Below are 23,537 nucleotides of genomic sequence, written 5' to 3'. Positions count from 1 at the left end.
TATCAGGCTACAATAGCGACGTTTCTCGTATTCATGGAGGCAGTGAAACGATGTCGCAGGCCAACCTAAGCGAAACCCTCTTTAAGCCAAGATTCAAACACCCGGAAACGTCCACGCTGGTGCGTCGTGCGCGGCATACCGCAACGCCGGCGATTCAGTCCACGCTGGACGGCAAAAACGCGCCTCACTGGTATCGCATGATCAATCGCCTGATGTGGATCTGGCGCGGGGTCGATCCGCGTGAAATCCTTGAAGTTCAGGCCAGGATTGCCTGCACGGAGGCTGAGCGAACTAACGACGAGCTGTTTGATACCGTGATGGGCTACCGCGGCGGCAACTGGATCTACGAATGGTCGAAGCAGGCGATGCTCTGGCAGCAGCGTGCGGGCCAGGAAACCGACGAAGAGAAAATCGGCAAATGCTGGCTACAGGCTGCAAACCTTTACAGCATTGCGGCCTACCCGCACCTGAAAGGTGATGCGCTGGCCGAGCAGGCTCAGGTACTGGCTAACCGCGCTTATGAAGAAGCTGCTCCCCGGCTGTCCGGCGGGCTGCGCGAGCTGGAATTCCCGATGACCGGCGGCGGCACCATCAGCGGCTTCCTGCATATGCCTAAGGGGGCAGAAGGGCCATTCCCTACCGTGCTGATGTGCGGCGGCCTGGATGCCCTACAGAGCGATTATTACAGCCTGTTTGAGAAATACTTTGCGCCGCAGGGCATCGCGATGCTGACCATCGACATGCCGTCGGTCGGCTTCTCTTCCAAGTGGAAGCTGACGCAGGATTCGAGCGTGCTGCACCAGCACGTGCTAAAAGCACTGCCTAACATTCCGTGGGTGGACCATACACGCGTGGCGGCATTTGGCTTCCGCTTTGGCGCCAACGTTGCCGTGCGCCTGGCTTACCTGGAAGCATCGCGCCTGAAAGCCGTGGCCTGCCTTGGGCCGGTGGTTCACGCGCTGCTGAGCGACCCGCAGCGCCAGGCCAACGTGCCGGAAATGTACATTGACGTGCTGGCCAGCCGCCTTGGCATGACCTCCATCTCCGACAGCGCGCTGAGCGTGGAGCTGAACCGCTACTCGCTGAAAACCCAGGGCCTGCTGGGCCGCCGCTGCCCAACGCCAATGCTGTCTGGTTTTTGGGAAAACGATCCGTTCAGCCCGGAAGAAGAATCTCGTTTAATCACTTCGTCATCTGCCGACGGCAAATTACTCCAGATCCCGTTTAACCCGGTGTATCAAAACTTTGACAAAGCGCTTAAAGAAATTACCGGCTGGGTGAAACAAAGATTACGTTAAATATTTGCTAAATTTTGGCTGTTTGCTAAAACAGTTGCTTCACAACAGGAGATCGTAATGACGTTACCGAGTGGACACCCGAAAAGTAGACTGATCAGAAAGTTCGCCGCGCTTGGCCCGTACATCCGGGAAGAGCAGTGTGCAGATAACCGTTTCTTCTTCGATTGCCTGGCGGTGTGCGTTAACGTAAAGCCCGCGCCGGAGAAACGTGAATTTTGGGGATGGTGGATGGTGCTGGAAGCCCAGGAAAAGCAGTTTACCTACACCTGGCAGTTCGGCCTGTTCGATAAAGACGGTAAATGGACGGCAACCCCGGCAAAAGACAAAGAAGTGGACGAAAAACTGGAGCAGACGCTGCGCGGTTTCCACAAACGCCTGAAAGATTTACTCGCCAGCCTTGAGCTTGGGCTGGTACCCGCCGAGAACTTCGCTGAAAAAAAGCTAAAACTCTCCGCCTGAAAATAAAAAATCCCCGTCAACCTGACGGGGATTTTTTTGTCCGCAGTATCGCGAATTAGAACTGGTAAACCATACCAACCGCAACAACGTCGTCGTTGTTCAGCTTCAACTTATTGTTGTCGCTCAGCTGGTTGATTTTGTAATCAACAAACGCAGACATGTTTTTGTTGAAGTAGTAGGTGGCGGCTACGTCGATGTATTTCACCAGATCCGCATCACCAATCCCTTCGATGTCTTTCGCTTTGGACTGAACATAGCCCAGGGATGGACGCAGGCCGAAGTCGAACTGGTACTGAGCGATGGCTTCGAACGCCTGGTTTTTGTTAGCAAAACCAGACACGCTGCTGCTGGTGCCTGCCAGGGAACCCGGGACGCTGATTGGGTTCATGTTGCGGGTTTCAGCGTACATGGTTGCCAGGTAAACGTTGTTTTTGTCGTACTTGATGCCGGTAGTCCAGGCTTCAGCTTTGTCGCCTTTACCGTAAACAGACGCTTTCTGCGCGTTGGTACGGTTAGAGTTGGCGTAGGCTGCGCCCACGCTCAGGCCGGTGTCAGCGATGTCGTAAGACAGGCTGGTGCCGAAGCCGTCACCGTTCTGGCGAGAGGTGTCGCTGCGGGTGTTCGCGCTGTCAGCCCCGTTTTTGCCCTGGTATTGCAGAGCCATCTTCAGGCCATCAACCAGGCCGAAGAAGTTGTTGTTGCGGTAAGTCGCCACGCCGGTCGCACGGCCGGTCATGAAGGTGTCGGTTCTGACGAACGAGTCATCGCCGAACTCTGGCATCATATCGGTGTAAGAGGCGATGTTGTACAGCACGCCGTAGTTACGACCGTAGTCGAATGAGCCGTAGTCACCGGCTTTCAGGCCCGCGAACGCCAGGCGAGTTTTGGTGCCGGTAGAGTCGTTTTCTGCTTTGTTACCCGCAATCTGGTATTCCCACTGGCCGTAACCGGTCAGCTGGCTGTTAATCTGAGTTTCACCTTTAAAGCCCAGGCGAGCGTAGGTCTGGTCGCCGTCAGAGCCGGTGTTGTCGCTGAAGTAATGCTCAGCTTTTACGCGGCCGTACAGGTCAACCTTGTTGCCGTTTTTGTTATAAACTTCGGCTGCCTGAGAAGCAGAAGCAGCCACGATGCCCATTACCACTAATGCCAGTGTGCTCTTTTTCATTTGTTATCCCAAGAATGATGAAAGCTTGCAAAATTGTTCCAGGAGTCGGGCTCCCGCTAAAAACAGGAAGGGTTTTATCGTTCTCAGATTAAAGATTTATGACAATTTAGGAGAAAGATTAAATAAACGTAATAAAGTTTATATGTCATAAAAATGTAAAATATATCCGCTATTTTCAGCGATCGCTTTTCGCTTATTAGCCCTTTTCCCACGCGCCTGTTGGCAAGCCGCGCGAGTCCTGTTACAACGTCATCTGGCTTTTTAATTTCCCCTTTTTTGTAGAAACGGCAGAGAATCATGAGTGACAGCCAGACGCTGGTCGTAAAACTAGGCACCAGCGTATTAACCGGTGGCTCCCGCCGCCTGAACCGCGCCCATATTGTTGAACTGGTTCGCCAGTGTGCCCAGCTGCACGCGGCGGGGCATCGTATTGTGATTGTGACCTCCGGGGCGATTGCCGCCGGGCGTGAACACCTCGGTTACCCCGAACTCCCCGCCACCATCGCGTCCAAGCAGCTGCTGGCCGCGGTAGGGCAAAGTCGCCTGATTCAGCTTTGGGAACAGTTGTTCTCTATTTACGGCATTCACGTCGGGCAGATGCTGCTCACCCGCGCCGATATGGAAGACCGCGAGCGCTTCCTTAATGCCCGCGACACGCTCAGGGCGCTGTTAGATAACAACATTGTGCCGGTCATTAATGAAAACGACGCCGTGGCGACGGCGGAAATCAAAGTGGGCGATAACGACAACCTTTCTGCGCTGGCGGCGATTCTGGCCGGGGCCGACAAGCTGCTGCTGCTCACCGACCAGCAGGGCCTGTATACCGCTGACCCGCGTAACAACCCGGCAGCGGAACTGATTAAAGAAGTGCACGGCATCGACGACGCGCTGCGCGCCATCGCGGGCGACAGCGTTTCTGGCCTTGGCACAGGTGGCATGGGCACTAAACTGCAGGCGGCCGACGTAGCCTGCCGCGCTGGCATCGACGTGATCATCGCCGCAGGCAGCAAGCCTGGCGTTATTGGCGACGTGATGGCCGGGAACCCCGTCGGCACGCGCTTCCACGCGCAGCAGTCTCCGCTGGAGAACCGCAAACGCTGGATCTTCGGCGCCCCGCCAGCCGGTGAAATCACCGTGGATGACGGCGCATTGTCCGCTATTCTGGAACGCGGCAGCTCATTGCTGCCTAAAGGCATCAAAAGCGTGAGCGGTAACTTCTCCCGTGGTGAGGTGATCCGCATTCGTAGCCTGGAAGGGCGCGACATCGCCCACGGCGTTTGCCGCTACAACAGCGACGCCCTGCGCCGTATTGCCGGGCACCACTCCCAGCAAATCGACGACATCCTCGGCTATGAATATGGCCCGGTGGCCGTGCATCGCGACGACATGATTGTTAATTAAGGAGCAGATAAATGCTTGAACAAATGGGCAAAGCGGCAAAAGAGGCCTCTTACCAGCTGGCACTGCTCTCCGGGCGCGAGAAGAACCGCGTGCTGGAAAAAATTGCCGACTACCTTGAAGCGCGTGCGGAACATATCCTGACCGCGAACCAGCAGGACGTGGACGAGGCGCGTAAAAACGGCCTCAGCGAAGCCATGCTTGACCGCCTGCAGCTCACCCCGGCCCGCCTGAAAGGCATCGCCGACGACGTGCGCCAGGTTTGCAATCTCGCCGATCCGGTAGGGCAGGTGATTGACGGCGGGCTGCTGGACAGCGGGCTGCGCATCGAACGTCGCCGCGTGCCGCTCGGCGTGGTGGGCGTGATTTATGAAGCCCGGCCGAACGTCACCGTAGACGTTGCCTCTCTGTGCCTGAAAACCGGCAACGCCGCCATTCTGCGCGGCGGGAAAGAAACCTGGCGCACCAACAACGCCACGGTGGCGGTGATCCAGCAGGCGCTGGAAGAGTGCGGCCTGCCGAAAGCGGCGGTCCAGGCGATTGAAAACCCCGACCGTGCGCTGGTGACCGAAATGCTGCGCCTCGATCGCTACATCGACATGCTGATCCCTCGCGGTGGCGCGGGCCTGCATAAACTTTGCCGCGAACAGTCGACGATCCCGGTGATCACCGGCGGTATCGGTGTGTGCCACATCGTGGTGGACGACACCGCCGAGTTTGAACCGGCGCTGAAAATCATCGTCAACGCCAAAACCCAGCGCCCGAGCACCTGCAACACGGTGGAAACGCTGCTGGTGCACCAGGCGATTGCCGACAGTTTCCTGCCTGCGCTGAGCAAGCAAATGGCCGAGTCCGGCGTGACCTTGCATGCGGACGAGAAATCGCTGCCTGTGCTGCAAAACGGCCCGGCGGCGGTGGAGGCGGTGAAAGAAGCTGACTACAACGACGAATGGCTTTCTTTGCATTTGAACGTGAAAGTGGTTGCCGACCTGGACGATGCCATCGCCCACATTCGCGAGCACGGCACCCAGCATTCGGACGCCATCCTGACCCGCACGCTGCGCAACGCGAACCGCTTTATTAACGAAGTGGATTCCTCCGCTGTGTACGTCAACGCCTCAACCCGCTTTACCGACGGCGGCCAGTTTGGCCTTGGCGCGGAAGTAGCGGTCAGCACCCAGAAGCTGCACGCTCGCGGCCCGATGGGGCTTGAAGCCTTAACCACCTACAAGTGGATAGGCTTCGGCGACGACACGATTCGTGCGTAATTGAAGCCGGGTGATGCAAAAACCAGCAGTCAGTTTGATAAGTGGTTGACGCATCACCCAATCTTCCTTACCCTTTTACACCGCAGTCACGCTCGTGGCGCGCCCTGAAAGCCGATATAGCTCAGTTGGTAGAGCAGCGCATTCGTAATGCGAAGGTCGTAGGTTCGACTCCTATTATCGGCACCATTCAAGCATCTCTCAAAGTCTACTCAAGTTCACTAAAACCCCTTATAATCTGCATCTTCCAGCTCTCGCTTGTATTCTGACGTCTACTGACATACTCCAAAATCTACATGCATATGGGGGTACATTCGGGGGTATATGCTGTTCGGTCTGATGGAGATACCCCCAGTGAAACTTAACGCTCGACAAGTTGATACCGCAAAGCCAAAAGATAAGCCTTACAAACTCTCTGATGGCGGGGGACTTTACCTTTTGGTTAACCCTAATGGAAAATGCTATTGGCGACTTAAGTACCGTGTTGCCGGTAAGGAGAAATTGCTTGCTCTTGGGGTTTATCCCGACGTGACTTTGGCTGAAGCTCGTAGTAAACGTGAAGAGGCTAAAAGGGGCATTGCTGGTGGGATTGACCCCAATGTAGCGAAGAGAGAAGAGAAACTAGCCCGAGAGGCTAGTGTCCGAAACACCTTTCAGGAAATCGCTTGTGAATGGCACGCTAGTAAGCTTTACAAATGGTCTGAGGGATATGCTTCGGACATTATGGAAGCGTTCAATAAAGACGTGTTCCCTTATATCGGCAAAAAGCCTATTGCAGACATCAAGCCACTCGAACTGCTGAATGTGCTTCGCCGCATGGAAAGCAGGGGAGCGACTGAAAAGGCAAAAAAAGTCAGGCAGCGTTGTGGTGAAGTTTTCCGCTATGCAATTGTGACTGGCCGGGCTGAATACAATCCTGCCCCCGATCTCACCAGCGCCATGCAAGGGCATGAGTCCAACCATTATCCTTTCCTGAACACATCCGAGCTTCCTGCATTTTTCGAATCCCTTTCTCAGTACTCGGGCAGTATTTTAGTCGTTTTGGCCGCACGCTTGCTGATTCTTACTGGTGTCAGAACAGGTGAACTACGAGGTGCTACATGGCAAGAAATCGACACAGAATCTGCGGTGTGGATTATCCCGGCAGAACGTATGAAGATGCGCCGCCCGCATATTGTGCCTTTATCAAGACAGGCACTAGACATCATTGAGCGCATCCGAGAAATGACGGGGCGTTATTCCCTGATGTTCCCTGGGCGCAATGATCCGCGAAAGTCTATGAGTGAAGCCAGCATTAACCAAGTATTCAAGCGTATTGGCTACACCGGTCGTGTTACTGGCCACGGCTTCAGACATACCATGAGTACCATCCTCCACGAGCAGGGATACAACACTGCATGGATTGAAACCCAGCTTGCTCACGTCGATAAAAATTCGATTCGTGGTACCTATAATCACGCCCAGTATCTGGAAGGTCGCAGGGAGATGTTGCAGTGGTATGCGGATTACATAGACAGCCTTGAGAAGAATGGAAATCTCGTCCATGGCAGGTTCGGAAAGTCAGCTTAGCTGCTCGGATAAGTGTTTTAACTAAAAAAGAGTAGACTGCAGTAGACGTATAAAACACAGGGCTATGCCACAGTAATGCATTTGCGGGTTGGCATAGCTCCCTATCAAAGATGGCGTAGCTGACGTAACCATGTCTGAACAACACACTCTTCCCTTAGATTTTTCTATTCCTACTTACCCAATTACGGCATTGAACGAGATTGCAAACCATGCCCGACGGATCTTGTCGCGTAAAAAAAGAACAAATTCTCAGGTCATTCACGTTCAAAATTTGATCATGGATTTGATTGATGTTTACTGGCAGGAAGAGCGGGAAAAGGAGATCCAACGGCTTGAAACTGAAGTCCGCCAAAATATAGCGTACTTTCGCTGGGAAGGTGATGAGCTGTATCCATTCGCCTATGTACATAATCGTTATGGTGAATTTCTCGAGTTTGTCGGCGACGATAACGATCTTGATATATACGACCTTGATAATGTTGAGGTGCTCAATGAAATCATTGAATGGTTCGTGGATAACGAATCTTCTGAAGGGTTTATTGATGCAGAGCCAGCTGAATACTTCTCCGCAATGGCTCTTTTGCTTATCGCCGACGCGGTCTACCCCAACCCTTTTCAGGATGACAATCCTGATACAACTATCACTCTTAGTGATATGTCATTCATCGTTCAACCTGCGATGAACGCAATGAAAGCAATGGGTTATTCCCGCCGGGCTGAAGCTGTGACGGCGCAGCAACAAAAGCTTGAGGCATTTGAGGAAAAACGAGCTGCGCTTGAGCATCAACTTATCTTGGCAGATAACGATTTGTCGGCCCTTAAGAATGAAAAGAAGGTTTCTTCAAAGAAAGCTACAGATGCGAAGCATGCCAGAAACCGTAAGGCCTCTCAGCTAGTTTGCGATGATTGGCTCAAAAATAGGGCAAACTTCAAAAGTGCTATGAAGGCTGCAGAACACTATCAGCTTTGGCTTGAAGAACAGGGGTATCACAACTCTCTCATAACTGTCAGGAACTGGATTTTATTGCACGCGAAGCACCATCAGATTAAATGGTGAAACAACGTAAACCGTACCTCTGCGACGCAGAGTGTACATTCTGCGCTGCAGCGTGGTGGATCACAGCATTTTAATTGTTTGAAATGACTCCAGATAACTCAACATCAACTGGAGTCAATCATGTCCCATTCCTTAATCCGCTTACCCGAAGTACAACGTCGCACCGGCTACAGCAAGGCCTGGATCTATCGCCTGATGAGTCAGCAGCGTTTTCCTTCTGCCGTGAAGATCGGTACTCGCGCTATCGCTTTTGTCGAGAGCGAAATCGATGACTGGATCGATCAACGCATCGAAGAGTCCCGTAACGGTATCTATCTCCCGGGAATCAAATCACACGCTGTGAACGCATCCCTAAACTGTGGAAATGTAGGGGTGAAAAATGCGTAGTATCGATAACATCCGGGAGGTGGTTCAGGCAGCTTCGGGACAATGGCCGTTCGTGTTGCAAAGCCTTGGCATCATAGTGCCAGGTTCTCCGAGTAAACATTCAGCCTGTCCGGTCTGTGGTGGTAAAGACCGTTTTCGATTTGACGATAAAGGCTGTGGCGCACATATCTGTAATCAATGCGGGGCGGGTGACGGGCTCGATTTAGTCCAAAAGGCATACCATGTTAGCGCGACAGAGGCTGCGAATCAGGTCGCTTCTGTGCTGAATCATGCCAATAGCTCTCGCGCGGACGGAATAGCTTATTACCGGCAAAAGGGACATCAGGAGGCTGAAATCCGTCGCCAGCGTTTTACGTCGAAATACCAGGTAATGGTTACGAAAGCCCTGCCAGGGCAAAGCCAGTACCTGGCCGCGAAGGGGCTGAATGATGGGCGTTTTCTGGTGCTCCCTGATGGTACGCTGCTGCTTCCTCTGGTAAATGAAACTGAAAGCGTAGTGGCCGCTCAGTCCATCACAATAAGCGGCGAAAAAAAGCTTCTTCCAGGGTCAGCCAAAAGGGGGGCATGGTACGCCCTGAGTACCGCTGATGTGGGGAGTGACATTGTCGTTTGCGAGGGGCTTGCAACGGGGTTATCTGTCCAACTCATGCAGCCAGATTCCATGGTCGTAGTGGGTCTGGATGCCGGAAATTTGACACCTGTAGCGCAGGCTATGCGTCGCAAGTACCCGAACAGTCGAATCATCATCGCAGCTGATAACGACTGGCAGGGCGAGGAGCAGCCTAATGTCGGGTTAGCCGCTGCGGAAAAAGCCGCTGCAGCTGTAGAGGGGTGGATAGCTCTCCCGCCAGTGGATTACAAAGCTGACTGGAATGACTACCACCAGCGGTTTGGGCTTGATAAAGCTTCTGCAGATTTTGACGGCTCAGTTGTTCAATATCAGCCGAAAGCAATGTTACCGGCTCTCAAGCACAACGGTGAGTCGGAAGTCTGTACCACTGAAAACGATCCACTTAAAGCTCGCGTTGAGTCTCGTCGGGATGGCATTTTCTGGGTGGTACCCAAGGTGGACAAAGACAGCGGCGAAATCACTCTCCAGGAAAGTTGGTTATCCTCACCGATGGAAGTCGTTGGAATAGGTACTGATGGAAACGAGCTGTACCTGATTATCCGCTGGACTGCTTTTGGCTCGGATTTGCCTACCATTAAAGCGATCCCTTTAGCTGACATTGGCGAAAAGGAAGGATGGAGGGTGCTGAAAAAAGGTGGCGTTAACATTACCGCAAAAAGTGGTTTGCGTGCGACGCTTGCTGACTGGCTCCAGCGCAATTATCCAGAAACACTTTGGCTTATATCCCATGCCACTGGGTGGCAACATGGTGCCTATATCATGGCGGACGGAGAGATTATCGGTTCTCCCGAAACTCCGGTTTTATTTAGCGGACGGAGCTCCGCAGCCTCTGGATATACCTGCAAAGGGACGCCTGAGAGTTGGCGTAGAGATGTCGCACATCTGGCAGAGGGAAATTATTGCATGATGACAGCCATCGGCGCTGCCTTTGCCGCCCCACTTCTTGGTCTGTGTGGGGCGGATGGATTTGGACTTCATTTCTATGCACAGTCCAGTGCAGGCAAGACCACCACGGCGAATGTGGCCAGCAGTTTGTATGGCTGTCCTGATCTTCTGCGGCTTACGTGGTATGGGACCTCGCTGGGTCTGGCTAATGAAGCCTCTGCGCATAATGATGGCCTGATGTCACTGGATGAAGTTGGCCAAGGAGCTGACCCGGTTAGTGTGTCTCAAAGTGCCTACGCGCTGTTCAACGGCGTGGGTAAACTGCAGGGCGCTAAAGAAGGTGGGAACCGTGACCTTAAGCGCTGGAGAACAGTTGCCATTAGCACTGGGGAGATGGATCTTGAAACCTTCATTTCGGCGGCGGGGCATAAGACGAAAGCTGGCCAACTTGTACGATTGCTCAATATCCCGTTGAGTAAGGCCAATTGCTTCCATGAATATGAGACTGGGAAGCAACACGCCGACGCATTGAAAAATGGCTATCAAAACAGCTATGGGACAGCAGGTCGAGAGTGGATCAAATGGTTAGTTGACCACCAGCAGCAGGCGATTGACGTTGTTCGCGAATGTGAACTGCGCTGGCGTAACCAAATCCCTGCTGAACATGGCGAGCAAGTACACCGAGTGGGTTCCAGGTTTGCGATCCTTGAAGCTGCTCTGCTGCTTAGTCGAACGCTTACGGGCTGGAATGAAAAGGCATGTATTGAGGCGGTTCGGCACTGTTATGACGCATGGCTGGATGCTTTTGGTTCCGGAAATAAAGAACGAGAGCAAATTATTGAGCAGGTTGAAGCATTCCTGAATGCTTATGGACTTAGCCGATTTGCGCCGTTACCATTCGACCCTGTCGCGTTGCCAATCAGGGATTTAGCGGGCTACAGGCAAAGGGGAAATCATGAGGACGACCCACTGACCTTTTATGTCTTTCCTGAAACATTCAAAAACGAGATGGCGAAGGGATTCAATTACAAGCAAGTTTGTGAGGTGTTGATTGAGGCCGGGATGCTGATCCCTCCGACAATCGACAGGGGATATATGAAGAAATCCCCTCGTGTTAATGGCAGACAAGCGCGTGTCTTTGAAATTAGGTTTCGGCCAGAGAAGTAAGATTATTTACGTGAGATTCTGACATTGAAGGTTGTGGTTCAGTAGGTTCGTCGGTATCACTTTCTTGTGCCTATGCCCCACAGGCATTTACGTCGAAAAATTGAACCACACGGAACCAACTATGATGTGATTGAACCAACTTCCAGAAGGTGATGAACCACGGGTACCTGACGTTGAACCACAGACCCAACTCAATGTGGTTCAACAAATGCCAGTAATAGCAATGTCTTCAGGGTTTAATCCAACTGACCCGACTGAACCACACCTTCTACGTTGATATTTACTGGATTAAATATAACAGTTGTTTCCCTCTTGTTTTATTTTTGCCTTATAAGTGATGTCACAGGTTAAATTATTAAAATATGCGTCATCATTTGTTCCATATATGGAACGGAACCATTTTTAAATATATAAAAATCCCTGGTGTGTAAGGTTGTTAGCTTGTATAGATAAAAAAGGACAACAGGCAAAAGGAGCCTTGCATGGAATTAAATGAAATCAGAAAAAGAACGCTGGTGGATGAAACCACAGATTTTTTTGAAAGAGGCGTGTATGAAATTCAAATCCCTGGAGTGGATACCGCAGCCTGGCGACAATGGTATATGCGTACAGATGGTAGCCAGTTTGCATTGGTCAATCTTGGTGAAGAACCGCAAATTGTCTGCCGGTTCCATATGAGGCAGGTTGAAACCTTTATTCCAGGATTACCCACAGCATTGAAAATTCATGCCTGGCAGGATGATCAGCCCGAACGTAATTGTCCACGTGGAACTCAAGCGGCCTTTATGGAATGGGTATTACGGACTGAATGCATCGCTATCAATTACCGTGACGATCTTGAGTACTGGGAATGTATGGCCAAGCGGTTGAAAAGGCGATTTGGTGTGGTACTCATTTTGTTTGATCGCGAAGAAAAACCTTATCTTCGGGAGATCAGCAGCGAAACAGAGCTGCGGCAGTCACTGGAGCTTTTCCCTTATGCCTGTACGGGCATCTTGGGGAGAATGGATCAGGTTGAGGATGCACTGGCCAGAGCCTGAGGGAGGCTATCTTGATTAGGAAATATGAAGATTATGCTCTGGAAGGATACGAAGTCCCGGTTGGATATCGGTTATTGAAGCGCACAGATACTCATCGAAATGTGGTGTATCTGGATGCTCCGCCTGGGGAGCATTGCACTGCATATCTGATTGCCTGGTGGTACCCGAAACCAGACCAGGTCCGTTTACGGGTCTGGCGGTCGTATGATTTTCAGCATCAGAAGGCAATTGGTGAGTTACCACAAGCATTTGTAGCTCACCAGCTAAAAACCAACGATGTTCAGCTCATGCCGGTTAATAATGCATTCTGGCGAAAATTGGGAGCCTGGGCGCTTGAGGAGTGTTATCAGATTACCGCTGAGCATGACCGGATATTGAGTCACGAAAAGTTGGTAAAGGAATTCTATGGTCTTAAGCGGCTAATGCTCATTCACAAACAGCCAGATGAAACAGAGTTTGACCGATTATACTGGCAGTATCGGAAGATCTTCCGACGTCTGGCTAATCCTTTAATCGTGAAAAGACATTCCCTCAATTAAGAGTGGGCGAGTTGTAATGGCATCATTCGATGCTGCATTTTTGCAGCATATTAAAAAGACCAATTATTTATGATGAAAATAACTACAGCAGCTTTTTGCGGGCTTATGCACGTCAGGCAACAATATTTTGATGAAATACGAAAGAGAGAAAGTGACTTTCCCGTTCCAGTAATGGAAACCCTGGATGGGGAGCTTTGGGATGAAATGCAGTGCCAGCTTTTTTCCGATGCGATGGTAAGCCGGTTACAGAGTTCTCGCTTTCAGCGTTATTGCCGAGCGTGTGAGCTGTCGGTAAAAATTTTAATGCATTATTCCCAAATGTACAGCAGTGAAAAGATACTCTTCGCAGCGTGTGCTGACGTTACGGATTACGAAAAATGGCTATCGCTCCACAACACTCATGCGAAGCAGATGTCTGACTCAATTGATGCTATGGCCAGTGATGTGAAATCGCTCGGGAAGGGTCTTCAGAGGCTGAGAAGTGAACAGGGGTTGCTGGCAGGCCCAGAAGAATCCGTTGCAAAGCGAACGAAAACACTCGTTGCGTTAGCCACAGTAGAAAAAGAATTTGCAGGTAAGGTTAAGAAGCTATCGCAGCGGTACGCCAACTATGATTTTTATCTCCAAGGTAACGGGCATTTAGGCTGGATGTTCCCTGCTGACGATAGGGCAGAATTGATGGAGATATTTGTTCAGGCAAACAGGCTCCAATCTGCCCTTAAGCAGTCTCAAGTCTCTCGTATCATGAAATCAGCCAGAGATTTCAGATCGAAGGCAGCAAGCTTCAAGGCTACCGCTGTCGCTATTACAGGTGATGCCCTCGTCGCCGAATCAGCCTACCGTGAATTTATGCACAGAAATCCGACACTGCTAACCAATCAGAGGCAAAAGGAACAGGAGGAAATCCGTGCTCAAGAAGTTGAACGTCACCAACGTAGGAATTTTATACAGAAACTTGCTGTGTGGTTTGTTCGTGTCACTGGAGCATGAAATGAATTTCTCACTATCTGCGTGGCACTCCACCAATTAACTCATTTACTGTTATCATTTTCCATAGGCATTTAGTAGGTAATGCAAATTGTTATAATTCGTTAGTTATAGGGGGCGCTCTGTACATCTTCAGCCAGTGTATCGAGCTCTTGCGCGTGGGCTAAACCTGAGGCCGCTGCGGTTGAATTTCTGTAGAAAGAGTAACCCATGCGCCTCTTCAAACATTAGGGTAGCAGTTAGCCACCCTTTTAGTGTACTTATCTATTGGAGCTGATCCAGTTAGCGAACTGCCAACCCGCTCTTTTCCAGAATTGACGATTGGCCTCTACGCTGAGAGTGTTCTCCCTAATGCATTTTTCCAGAAGCAGTTTGACATTGTCATTAACATTGACGCCGTACCCGAATACATCTGTCGGTGACACGAAAAGTGCCTCAGTAGCAACGTAACGATGCATCATTCTGAATGAATCACTGTTTTTTTCATAAACAGCGCCTTCAATTTCAATATACATGTTTTCTGTATCATCAGGATCTAAATTATGACCTTCCCATATAACCGTGTGATCGACCTTTTTTGGATAGTATTCTCTGGTTTTTTTTACACTCAGGTCAGCAATATCATCATATTCGAAAGGATCCATAGCATCGACTAAGACAATAAAATAATGTTTATATATGCTTCCATCACTACGGTGAACCAAAATTTTTCTTATGCGAGACTGATATAAAAAGCCCCCGTAATTGATTTCAAATTCATTTTCGTTGATGTGTTTTGCTCCAAAGTAGTTAAGGTCTCCACCTCCAGAATCAATCAACCATAGATTATCTTTATGCTCTTCACTTTGAATTGTTGCATCTATGCAATTAAAAAAACGAACCATTTTAGCAGGATCGGTGATTTCACCAAACGTTTTTATAGTTGGGAATCCTTTAGAAATGGCTTCATTCAGTTTATAAAGATAGTTCCATGACTCAGTTGCGTACTTCTGTTCTTCTAAATATTTCAAATGTCGCTTATATTTATCACTTTCTTCATGCATGAACTTTCTTAATTCATCGACATTATCGAATCTTTCCTCCGGTTTATGCATAAGGCACCTATTAATAACCTTATCCACAATTTTCAGGAATTCAATGTCTTGAAATTTAACTAGAGTTCTTCCTCCGCCATGATTTATATCGCCGGTTGCATACTCCTGTATGACTTGAGCGAAAGAGTATAGATCACTAGACATTGTCGCCAGAAATCCCTTACCCCGCTGTTCTGGCGAACAGTAACGATAATTTGCTAGGCGGTCTCCTGCCTGCGTTTCGGCTTCTTTTGCGAAGCTCTCAGGGTCGAATTTAGAAATTCCAAAGTCAGAAAGAACATAATGGCCGGTTTTGCCGTCAATCAAAATGTTTTGGGGCTTTATGTCACGGTGAATAATACCATTTACGTGCAGGTGTTCAATCGCTTTCAAAAGGTCAGTATAAAGGAGTTCTAATTTTTTGGCATAAACAGATTTGTCATCTTCTCCCTCGAGCGTTCCTTTAAGTGTTGTTGCGTAACGTTTCATAATGATTATAAGATAACTTTCATCATGAAGTGTGATAGTATCTAAGTGAAGGTATTCAGCAATATTGGGATGGGATGGAATTTGTGCCATTCCAAAATATTCATCTATGAATCTTTTTGTCTTTGAGCTGTCATCAATCCCCTTAGAAAAAAATTTGATGGCAAACTCAATGTCATTTTTTTTGTAGAGACAGACGTTACTGTTACCACCTTCACCTATTTGCTGGATAAAAGTAAATTCACCTACCAGTGAGTCTATAGTTTTGGCTTCTTTTAGCTTTTTGATTAAATTAGTTATGTCCATAAAATCCTCCAGGCCCTAACCTGCGGCCTCTTCATTCAGTATTTCCATCATGGATTGGCATAGATAAGCTGCAGCCTTGTCCGTGGTGGTACACAAATTTCTACCTTATGATACATACAAAGCAGGCCAGGAAGGTATATGCTGCCCTCTCGCTGCTGACCTCAGGAAATGCGGTATCATCGCAAACACGGTTATGTCGGGCGTGATTGAAACCGATATTCTGGCCACCTCTGAGGATATTCTTATCGGTCTAGCCGGACAGGACTCAAACGGTGAAAACAGCGAGTTCAACGTGTAGTTTCTTGTAACAGTCATACCAGCCCATCGCACCAGCCAGCCATCAGAAGTGGTGGTGGCTATTAACTTTCTCGCCAGCGAAGGCGCACTCTACATCAATAGTCAAGAGAGCCATGTTGACGGTGCAGGATCGCCAACTGTTCTCCGTGCCTTATCTTAGACCTTTTATAAAAGGACACAACGAAACCGTGGTATGCCGCAGAGTATCTCTGGTCTGTGCAATCCATTATGCAGTTGGGACATATAGGAAATTATTTATGCCCGCGCTCGATCTTACGAAGTTCTCTACCCTGAGTGACTTCGTCTCTGCCATGGTTAGAACCCTGACTTGGCCAGACGTTTTGTAATATTTATATCGATACCGATGTAACCGTTCTCCATGCCTTCGTGGCCGGACGTGGGCTTTCACTGCTGCTCGTGTCAGGCTAGTCCGGAGGCCCCAGGGCAAGTATATGTTGCTTGAACTGCGCACGTTCTACCTTTATTGCAGTGGACCCTCGCGGTATAGTGCTCTCAGGTAAAACCTGAGACGACTTTGATGCCTGCACACCAGCAAATGGCATTTTCATCCTGGTTGATGCGCCGGACATAAGACTATTTCCCAGCAGTTCATGATCCTGGTACACGGTCAACAGCTTGTTTGATTATTTCAAGTTATAAATTCTTCGGGATAATGTTTACAGCTTATGTGACCTCGTTCAAACAATCTCAAGCTTCTCAAGGATGCCTCATAAACCTATGCAGGTTAAGCTTCGGCTTTGTATGGAGTGTTGAATCCTAATCGATTACTTTCCTAGGGAACTGTGTTAGATTTTGATAAAAGAATTTAAAAAATAAAAACTTATTATCGCTTCTCCATGGAGGTCGTGGTGGTAGAGAAGATGAAACAGAATTCAAATTCGACGCTTAGCGGACTTTCTGCTCCTACAACTTGGCCGGGTGTGAACGCTCGTTTGCTTGGGTTAGGTGTGGGGCTTCCAATAGATCCCCTGGATCGTCTGGCACAGTTTAGTGCCGCCGAATTTGAAAGGTTTACACTCGAATGGGCCTCTGAATACTTAGCTGGTCAGCAATATGTCAACGAAGTACAACAACGTGGCGGGGCGGGAGATAAAGGCCGAGATATTGTCGTATGGCTTGATTCATCGGATGCTGTTCCTCGAAGATGGCACTTATATCAATGCAAACATTATGATGCCAATTTAGGCCTTTCTAAGGCAGGCATCGAAATTGCAAAAGTTCTTTATTATACTTTTATCAAGGACTATTCAGTACCTACTGAATACCATTTTGTTACACACAAAGGGGTAACATCGCCATTCCAAGACCTCCTAGATGATCCAACAAAACTCAAAAAGGAAATGTTATCCGGATGGGCAACTTTTTCAAAGCCAATTACATCGAAACATAGTATTGACTTAACCCCTGAACTTGAAAAATATATTAAAGATTTTGATTTTAGTATTTTTCATGCAAAACAGCCTATTGATATTCTTGCTGAACACAGTAAAACCTCTTTTCATCTTATGGTGTTTGGTGCACCGTTGATTGAGCGGGACCCACCAGCGAAACCACCATCATCTGTGGCTCCCATAGAGACTGTTTATATTGGACAACTCTTTTCAGTTATCAGCGACGATATCAAAACCAAGGTGCAAGATTTAGTTGATTTTCAATCAAATATCAGCCATGTAAAACTCTTTGAACGGTCTCGAATAACTTTTTATTGCTCGGAAGGACTGAAAGAACTCGCTAGGGATCAGATGGCAAATCAAGAGTTTTTTAATTCTCTACTCGAAGAGTTTGATGACGGTCTGTATCACTACACCTCAGAGCTGACAGGGACTCCACTCGTTCGGTTAAAAAATACTGTTAAGGCCGCTCAGACACTGCAACTTGGTGCGCACCCACTTGCCATTCATGTAACGAGTAAGGATCGTGAAGGTATGTGCCATCAACTAGCCAATACTAACTTGATTAATTGGTGCAATCCATGAGTGAAATGCCAGTAGCTGAAGGAAACTTTGAACAAAGACCTTTTAACACTCCGCTAGAGTATGGATTCCGAGCGCTGTTCATATTATCTGCAGCGGGAAATGTAGCAATGGACCTACAAAGGGTAGTTTCGTATGACTACCTTCTTGTGCATACCAGTGACGTAGCTGGGGGACCCAAAAGCCTTCACCCAGCAGTTCCTCATCGGGGAACAGAGCTTCTTGTTAAACGAAGCGCAATTCAGGAAGGGCTGCATTTAATGCTATCAAGAGAATTGATTAAGGTTGTCTTTGCTGCCGAAGGGATTTTATATCAGGCTTCCGAGTTAACAGGAAGGTTTGTGCAGCTTTTAAAGTCACAGTATGCAAAAGAGCTTGCAGAACGTGCCTTCTGGATCACAAAGCAGTTCTGTGAATACACGGATGAAGAACTTGCTTCATACATATCTCAGAACGTGGGGCAATGGGGTTCTGAATTCGACCGATTGACCGCAATAGACTTACTGGATTTATAAAATGCTACGTATAAGAAAAATACTTTTACGCGGAAACGGCGTTCAAGACGCTTATGTGGATTTCTATAAGGGTGCGAATATTCTAGCTGGGGAATCCGATACTGGGAAAAGTTACCTTGTTAGTTGCCTTGACTATATCCTTGGTGCCGAAAAACTCAAAAAAAAATTGAAAGAGGCCACAGATTACACATATCTTTATGTTGAATTCGAAAATGATAAAGAGGGGGTCTTAACTCTCAAGCGCGATTTAGAGGGTGGAAAATTAGAGGCACATGATGTCGCTATTCAAGACATCCGTGAAGAAGGTAAAACAATTGCCCCTGTGCGTAAAGGAACGAGTAAGGGACCAGACGTTACGTCCATACTTTTCCCTTTTGCGGGGATCAAAGAGGCGAAGCTTCGCAAGAATGCTCGTGGCGAAACGCAACGTTTTTCGATTCGAACGCTGGCTCCTATATTTTTGGTGGATGAAGTATCCATCATCGACGAATACTCGCCAGTAACGGGACGTTCTGGTTATGACGATACAGTCCGAAAACGCATGTTTTCGTACATCCTGTCCGGGCATGATGATGATGGCGTTACCGTAGAAGAAAAGCCTGAAATTGTAAGGGCGAGGTTGATGGCGAAGCTCGAATTCATACAGGATTTGATTCGACCACTTGATGAACGTTTTTCAAATTGTTTGCCTAATTTTCCATTCACGGCCTCAGCAGATGATTTATCTGAGCAATTAATCGCCCAAGCTATTGATGAGGTGGAGAGGGCTACAGGTGCTATTTCTGACTTGCATGAGGGAATAAAAAGAGAGACAGCGTTGACGTTAAAAATAGAATCCCAGTTAATGGGGGTAGTTGAAATCCAATCAAGATATAGCCTACTCAAAGAACGTTACCATTCTGACCTGAAACGGCTGGATTTTCTTTCCGAAGGTTCTCACTACTTCACTTCACTTCAGGAAGTTCCTTGTTCTCTCTGTGGCCAAAATTTACCATACCCACATAGTGAGAACGCTAAAAAACTAATGAACTGTGATGAAGTCCGACGGTCTTCTTTAGCTGAAGCTGCAAAAATTCATGGATACCTTGAAGACCTGCAAAAAGCGATGGGTGATCTTGAGCGAAGAAAAGAAGTTCTGAATATAGAAAGAAATAATTCACAAGAAAGCTTAGATGGAATGAAGGACCAGATAAAACATACTTTTGAGCCTCTTCTTGTACTTTCCAAAGAAAACCTGGATTTAGTTATTGAGCAGCGAGCCGAAAGGGACGCCGAGTTGATTGATCGTCAGCGGTGGCTTGAATTACTTAAACATCAAGAAGATATGGAAATACTTCTTGAGAACAGCACTCAACCACGACTTGAGTGGGAGGGGTTATCTACCTATGCGCTGGCTGAACTTTGCAGAGAAATTGAAACTGTTTTGAAAGACTGGAAATGGGGTACCGAGCCTAACGTTTCATTTAATGAAAAAGAGTATGACATCATTGTTGATGGACAACCTCGTCAGTCTCACGGTAAAGGTGTTCGTGCCATTCTTTATTCAGCTTTCATCATAGGATTACTGAAGTATTGTATCAAAAAAGGACATCCACATCCTGGTCTGGTCGTGATTGATTCACCGCTGACAAGTTATAAAAAGAAAGCAGCCGCTACGGTATCGGGTTCCGATGAACCCATATCGGCTGGTATTGAGGAAGGCTTCTGGCATTCACTGACTCAATTGCCTGATACCTTACAGATCATAGTTATTGAGAATAAAGAACCGCCGGTATCAATCATCAATAATGTTCATTACGAATGGTTCGCGGGTGAGCATGCTAAGGACGGAGAGCGCAAAGCCCTTATCCCAGAGCCCTCAAAAAGATAGCCCTAATTTAATGCTGTAACTTTGGATGGGTTGCCTTCAAATTGCAGATATTTAATTGGTTTGCAGGAAGCGGTAGTCTTGATTACCGCTAGATTGATTCTACAAGCACTGTAGTGGTCAGACGAAGTTAAGAAAAGGTGAGCTATTGACTTAACCGGAGCGGAGGCTGTGTAGTCGATAATGTCTTTTGGAAGATGGCTCTTATGAACATACGTAGAAGTCTTACATCAAAAAATATATGTAAACAAAAGAATATTTGAAAGGCTAGGTTACCATCAACAGGGAGCAAGCTGCATCTATGTTGGAAAACTCTAAAGCGGTGGTCAGCTTACGTCGACGACTAGAGGGAATTATTTCAGCTATAAGGGCTGATACCTGATACTTTTTTGTACTACTAAAAAAAAGACCTGAATGTAGTGAACTAGAACTTAGGGGGTAAAACCAGAGCCAATTGTCTTGATAGCCCATGGTTTTAATCTGTACTTACACCCGACGTACCAGTATTTGGGGGTACTTATGGGGGTATGCTAAAAGATCGAATTAAATAAAATGATTAAAAATCAATATCTTTATGCAGTAGGTGTTGTTCCTATTATCGCACCATTATCAAACTCTTCCCAAGTCTGCCGAAATCAACTAAAAGCCCGTATTCTCAAGTTTTAACGCTCTCGATAGTATTTCTACGTCTACTGACTTTGATCTGCCCCCCACTAATTAACACACCCCAACCTGACCAATGTCCTCATCAGCCACATAAGGACACCCCATAAAAAAGCGTTTTACTGCCAACCAGCACATAGCCATTCTCAAGCAAGCCTCGGCAGGAACGCCGGTGGTATTGTAAATAGACTCGTTCTGGAGCTATGGGGCATTAGCCGCAGCGTCTATAATCCGGGCAGAGATTTGTGCTGCTAAAGCCGTGGCTAATCGTCTGTTGAGATAGCATAAAACCATGCGACATCCGGGGTCCTGGTTGCCGTGAGCGACCTACATTCACAAAGGTTAATATGAAACAAATTACGTTCAGCGATCTACAAAAACAAAGCGAGCAAGCCGCAAACTCTCCTCGCTTACGTGCCCATCGTAATCTCCATCCTGAATTGAGCGACCCTGTTCAGCGCCTGGCTATTGCTATGGAGCCGGGGACCTATGTTCGCCCTCACCGTCACCCGCACACGTTTGAGCTGCTGACGTCCCTTAGCGGGCGCTTTTTGGTATTGAATTTTGATGACAATGGCAACGTGACCCACCGCGTTGTGTTAGGTGAAGACTGCAAGGTGCTGGAGACGGAGGCTGGGACCTGGCATGCGGTGTTGTCGCTGGATAAAGGTGGGGTTATTTTTGAGGTAAAACATGGGGCGTACCGGCCTGTAGCTGAGCAAGATATGGCCCCATGGGCACCTGCCGAAAACGAGCCGGGAACGGCTGAGTTGATGAAATGGTATGCCCTGGCGCAAGTGGGGGATGGCGGTTTTTCCCTGTAATATTACCGCACCCTCTCATACTCTTTCCCGGCCTGCGAAATAAAATTAAAGCCGTCAACAACGGCTTTATCCCGTTCTTATCTCGTGTGTATAACTGAACTTGACCCTGATTATGTTCGAATTATCTTCGGGGCAGGTCAGTTAACCGAGCAGATATACCTCAGTGTAAAAAGCTAAAAGGTTCGCACGCCGGGCCCGGTGTTCTGGTCTGCATCTTGCCCGCAACGGATAACCCGCGAAGCTGACAATAGCAGCAATGCTGGGTGACTGCTGAAGGGCACACTGGTGTGGGAGCACGTTTGCCGCATCGGGTGCCCGGAAATAAGGCAGATGATAGGGCAGTCAGGACCCACTCCGTTTTTTTATACAATTTAGCTAAATAACTATTCATTGAAATTTTAATTCGAAAGTGATTTATATTTTCGATTTTCAATAATTGTAAGTTATTTGTCTATGATTGTAATTTGATGACGCCAAAATCCAGTGCCTCGACTTTGTTTATCCTTTATTTAATGAGGCGGCATATACTCATCGTACTTAAAGTGCGGAAGCGTTTTTTCGCGTTTAAGTATTTGATCAAATGTCTCTCCTGGGGATTTTTTTGATGTTTTATACATCCGCTTCCGGCATCTCTTCTTTGGAGATGCCTTTTTTTAATATATGTGGTTTGGTATGTTTTCATCACTAAAAATAAAATGGACAGATGTCTTTACCGCGCTTATCCGCGGCATGCTTAACATAAGCCTCTGTTTTGTCGGCCTGATCTTAACAATCTTCCTTCTGCGGGAAGGGAGTTACATGGCCGCGATGCTCTATAACAATACCTCAGAGAAATCCTCATATGATTTGATTGAGGCTCTGGTGACGTATTTTCTATTCTTTGAGTTCGTTGCGCTGATAGTGGTTTACTTTAAATCCGGATGCCATTTCCCATTAAGGTATTTTATCTATATTGCCATCACGGCAATAATACGATTGTTGATTGTGGATCATTCCAGCGCTCAGGACACCATCCTGTATTGTGCATCAATTTTCATTTTGTCTACCATTTTACTATTCACTAAAAGTAAGAAGATAGAGCCATAAGTAACTCTTTTGCGTTAAAACTGGTGTTGTTTATTCATCTTTATAAGGGAGTGAGTCATTATATGGAGCGTTTGATTGAGAATCTGCTTTGTGCATCGCGCTGGTTATTAGCCCCGGTATATTTTGGGCTGTCATTGGCGCTTGTGGCATTAACGATTAAGTTTTTTCAGGAAATAGTGCATGTATTACCGGATATCCTGCTGATTGCGGAGTCGGATCTTATCCTGCTGCTGCTGTCGCTTGTAGATATGGCCCTGGTGGGAGGGTTATTGGTTATGGTCATGCTCTCCGGCTATGAGAATTTTGTCTCTCGCCTTAACGTTAAACACCTCAGTGAAAAGCTGAACTGGTTAGGGAAGGTTGACTCTACCTCGCTGAAAAATAAGGTTGCTGCTTCTATTGTCGCGATTTCATCAATCCATCTGCTACGGGTCTTTATGGATGCCGGTAACTTTAATGATGGGAAGATAATGTGGTATGTCATCATGCATATGACATTTGTCCTTTCAGCCTTTGCCATGGGGATTCTGGATAAAATAACGCGTAAGGTGTGATTTTAAATCATGGCATCAGCTCAGA

Annotated in this window: 18 protein-coding genes, 1 tRNA gene and 1 pseudogene; 18 read left to right on the top strand and 2 right to left on the bottom strand. The window is 47.9% G+C overall.

The genetic code is table 11. The annotated features are described in order from the left end of the window. Nucleotides 1-50: 50 nt before the first annotated feature. The gene (gene frsA, locus JT31_RS07885) at nucleotides 51-1,298 is read left to right on the top strand and encodes an esterase FrsA (protein WP_038475325.1); all 1,248 of its coding nucleotides are present in this window, start codon (nucleotides 51-53) and stop codon (nucleotides 1,296-1,298) included. Nucleotides 1,299-1,355: 57 nt separating this feature from the next. Then, nucleotides 1,356-1,757, top strand: coding sequence for a sigma factor-binding protein Crl (crl, locus tag JT31_RS07880; RefSeq protein WP_038475322.1), 402 nt, complete (start codon nucleotides 1,356-1,358; stop codon nucleotides 1,755-1,757). A 55-nt stretch (nucleotides 1,758-1,812) separates the two neighbouring features. Here crl and ompC read toward each other — a convergent pair whose 3' ends face one another. Then, nucleotides 1,813-2,922 (bottom strand): porin OmpC, encoded by a 1,110-nt coding sequence (ompC, locus tag JT31_RS07875; RefSeq protein WP_038475320.1) that lies wholly within the window; start codon nucleotides 2,920-2,922, stop codon nucleotides 1,813-1,815. A 297-nt stretch (nucleotides 2,923-3,219) separates the two neighbouring features. On the opposite strand from ompC, the gene proB reads away from it, so the two are divergent. From proB to JT31_RS07820, 10 genes and pseudogenes are all read left to right on the top strand, one after another. Next, a complete protein-coding gene (gene proB, locus JT31_RS07865) occupies nucleotides 3,220-4,323 on the top strand; it encodes a glutamate 5-kinase (RefSeq protein WP_008457354.1) in 1,104 nt (367 codons plus the stop codon). Between the two features lie 11 nt (nucleotides 4,324-4,334). Next, the gene (gene proA, locus JT31_RS07860; RefSeq protein ID WP_038475307.1) at nucleotides 4,335-5,588 is read left to right on the top strand and encodes a glutamate-5-semialdehyde dehydrogenase; all 1,254 of its coding nucleotides are present in this window, start codon (nucleotides 4,335-4,337) and stop codon (nucleotides 5,586-5,588) included. Between the two features lie 110 nt (nucleotides 5,589-5,698). Further along, nucleotides 5,699-5,774: transfer RNA gene (locus JT31_RS07855), tRNA-Thr, on the top strand. Nucleotides 5,775-5,939: 165 nt separating this feature from the next. Then, nucleotides 5,940-7,154: a tyrosine-type recombinase/integrase gene (locus tag JT31_RS07850; protein WP_038482928.1), complete on the top strand. Its 1,215-nt coding sequence runs from the start codon at nucleotides 5,940-5,942 to the stop codon at nucleotides 7,152-7,154. Between the two features lie 130 nt (nucleotides 7,155-7,284). Beyond that, nucleotides 7,285-8,211 (top strand): hypothetical protein, encoded by a 927-nt coding sequence (locus JT31_RS07845; RefSeq protein ID WP_038475304.1) that lies wholly within the window; start codon nucleotides 7,285-7,287, stop codon nucleotides 8,209-8,211. A 120-nt stretch (nucleotides 8,212-8,331) separates the two neighbouring features. After that, a pseudogene (locus tag JT31_RS07840) lies at nucleotides 8,332-8,523 on the top strand (helix-turn-helix transcriptional regulator); the annotation flags it as partial. Nucleotides 8,524-8,590: 67 nt separating this feature from the next. Beyond that, nucleotides 8,591-11,281, top strand: a complete 2,691-nt coding sequence (locus tag JT31_RS07835) for a TOPRIM and DUF927 domain-containing protein (RefSeq protein ID WP_038475301.1) — start codon at nucleotides 8,591-8,593, stop codon at nucleotides 11,279-11,281. Nucleotides 11,282-11,763: 482 nt separating this feature from the next. Then, nucleotides 11,764-12,321 (top strand): hypothetical protein, encoded by a 558-nt coding sequence (locus tag JT31_RS07830; protein WP_038475299.1) that lies wholly within the window; start codon nucleotides 11,764-11,766, stop codon nucleotides 12,319-12,321. 11 nt (nucleotides 12,322-12,332) lie between these two features. Next, nucleotides 12,333-12,860, top strand: coding sequence for a hypothetical protein (locus tag JT31_RS07825; RefSeq protein WP_038475297.1), 528 nt, complete (start codon nucleotides 12,333-12,335; stop codon nucleotides 12,858-12,860). A gap of 69 nt (nucleotides 12,861-12,929) precedes the next feature. Beyond that, nucleotides 12,930-13,850, top strand: coding sequence for a hypothetical protein (locus JT31_RS07820; protein WP_038475294.1), 921 nt, complete (start codon nucleotides 12,930-12,932; stop codon nucleotides 13,848-13,850). 257 nt (nucleotides 13,851-14,107) lie between these two features. Here the strand turns inward: JT31_RS07820 and JT31_RS07815 are convergent, their stop codons facing one another. Beyond that, entirely contained in the window at nucleotides 14,108-15,712 is a 1,605-nt protein-coding gene (locus tag JT31_RS07815; RefSeq protein WP_038475291.1) for a protein kinase domain-containing protein, read from the bottom strand. 1,178 nt (nucleotides 15,713-16,890) lie between these two features. On the opposite strand from JT31_RS07815, the gene JT31_RS07810 reads away from it, so the two are divergent. The 6 genes from JT31_RS07810 to JT31_RS07785 all read left to right on the top strand — a co-directional run bounded on the left by JT31_RS07810 (nucleotide 16,891) and on the right by JT31_RS07785 (nucleotide 23,512). Beyond that, the gene (locus tag JT31_RS07810) at nucleotides 16,891-18,006 is read left to right on the top strand and encodes an ABC-three component system protein (RefSeq protein WP_235212926.1); all 1,116 of its coding nucleotides are present in this window, start codon (nucleotides 16,891-16,893) and stop codon (nucleotides 18,004-18,006) included. Beyond that, nucleotides 18,003-18,518 carry an ABC-three component system middle component 2 gene (locus JT31_RS07805; RefSeq protein WP_052048986.1) on the top strand — a complete coding sequence of 172 codons (516 nt, stop codon included), beginning with the start codon at nucleotides 18,003-18,005 and terminating at the stop codon, nucleotides 18,516-18,518. Before JT31_RS07810 ends, JT31_RS07805 begins: the two co-directional genes overlap by 4 nt. A 1-nt stretch (nucleotide 18,519) precedes the next feature. After that, on the top strand, nucleotides 18,520-20,388 hold the full coding sequence (locus tag JT31_RS07800; protein ID WP_038475285.1) for a hypothetical protein: 1,869 nt from the start codon (nucleotides 18,520-18,522) through the stop codon (nucleotides 20,386-20,388). 1,007 nt (nucleotides 20,389-21,395) lie between these two features. Then, nucleotides 21,396-21,872 (top strand): WbuC family cupin fold metalloprotein, encoded by a 477-nt coding sequence (locus JT31_RS07795; RefSeq protein WP_038475283.1) that lies wholly within the window; start codon nucleotides 21,396-21,398, stop codon nucleotides 21,870-21,872. Nucleotides 21,873-22,532: 660 nt separating this feature from the next. Further along, nucleotides 22,533-22,958 carry a phosphate-starvation-inducible protein PsiE gene (locus JT31_RS07790; protein WP_081948173.1) on the top strand — a complete coding sequence of 142 codons (426 nt, stop codon included), beginning with the start codon at nucleotides 22,533-22,535 and terminating at the stop codon, nucleotides 22,956-22,958. Nucleotides 22,959-23,020: 62 nt separating this feature from the next. Further along, nucleotides 23,021-23,512, top strand: a complete 492-nt coding sequence (locus JT31_RS07785) for a TIGR00645 family protein (protein ID WP_038475281.1) — start codon at nucleotides 23,021-23,023, stop codon at nucleotides 23,510-23,512. Nucleotides 23,513-23,537 lie beyond the last annotated feature (25 nt).

The organism is Cedecea neteri, assembly GCF_000757825.1.
Classification (GTDB): domain Bacteria; phylum Pseudomonadota; class Gammaproteobacteria; order Enterobacterales; family Enterobacteriaceae; genus Cedecea; species Cedecea selenatireducens.
Note: the sequence above shows the minus strand (reverse complement) of the source record. Positions and strands in the feature narration are given on the sequence as shown.

What these genes read in the sequence shown, in the direction of transcription:
- ompC (WP_038475320.1), bottom strand. Translation starts at nt 2,922, where the DNA reads ATGAAAAAGAGCACACTGGCATTAGTGGTAATGGGCATCGTGGCTGCT.
- JT31_RS07795 (WP_038475283.1), top strand. Translation starts at nt 21,396, where the DNA reads ATGAAACAAATTACGTTCAGCGATCTACAAAAACAAAGCGAGCAAGCC.
- JT31_RS07805 (WP_052048986.1), top strand. Translation starts at nt 18,003, where the DNA reads ATGAGTGAAATGCCAGTAGCTGAAGGAAACTTTGAACAAAGACCTTTT.
- JT31_RS07810 (WP_235212926.1), top strand. Translation starts at nt 16,891, where the DNA reads ATGAAACAGAATTCAAATTCGACGCTTAGCGGACTTTCTGCTCCTACA.
- proA (WP_038475307.1), top strand. Translation starts at nt 4,335, where the DNA reads ATGCTTGAACAAATGGGCAAAGCGGCAAAAGAGGCCTCTTACCAGCTG.
- JT31_RS07800 (WP_038475285.1), top strand. Translation starts at nt 18,520, where the DNA reads ATGCTACGTATAAGAAAAATACTTTTACGCGGAAACGGCGTTCAAGAC.
- JT31_RS07815 (WP_038475291.1), bottom strand. Translation starts at nt 15,712, where the DNA reads ATGGACATAACTAATTTAATCAAAAAGCTAAAAGAAGCCAAAACTATA.
- JT31_RS07830 (WP_038475299.1), top strand. Translation starts at nt 11,764, where the DNA reads ATGGAATTAAATGAAATCAGAAAAAGAACGCTGGTGGATGAAACCACA.
- JT31_RS07835 (WP_038475301.1), top strand. Translation starts at nt 8,591, where the DNA reads ATGCGTAGTATCGATAACATCCGGGAGGTGGTTCAGGCAGCTTCGGGA.
- JT31_RS07785 (WP_038475281.1), top strand. Translation starts at nt 23,021, where the DNA reads ATGGAGCGTTTGATTGAGAATCTGCTTTGTGCATCGCGCTGGTTATTA.
- crl (WP_038475322.1), top strand. Translation starts at nt 1,356, where the DNA reads ATGACGTTACCGAGTGGACACCCGAAAAGTAGACTGATCAGAAAGTTC.
- JT31_RS07845 (WP_038475304.1), top strand. Translation starts at nt 7,285, where the DNA reads ATGTCTGAACAACACACTCTTCCCTTAGATTTTTCTATTCCTACTTAC.
- JT31_RS07790 (WP_081948173.1), top strand. Translation starts at nt 22,533, where the DNA reads ATGTGGTTTGGTATGTTTTCATCACTAAAAATAAAATGGACAGATGTC.
- frsA (WP_038475325.1), top strand. Translation starts at nt 51, where the DNA reads ATGTCGCAGGCCAACCTAAGCGAAACCCTCTTTAAGCCAAGATTCAAA.
- proB (WP_008457354.1), top strand. Translation starts at nt 3,220, where the DNA reads ATGAGTGACAGCCAGACGCTGGTCGTAAAACTAGGCACCAGCGTATTA.
- JT31_RS07820 (WP_038475294.1), top strand. Translation starts at nt 12,930, where the DNA reads ATGATGAAAATAACTACAGCAGCTTTTTGCGGGCTTATGCACGTCAGG.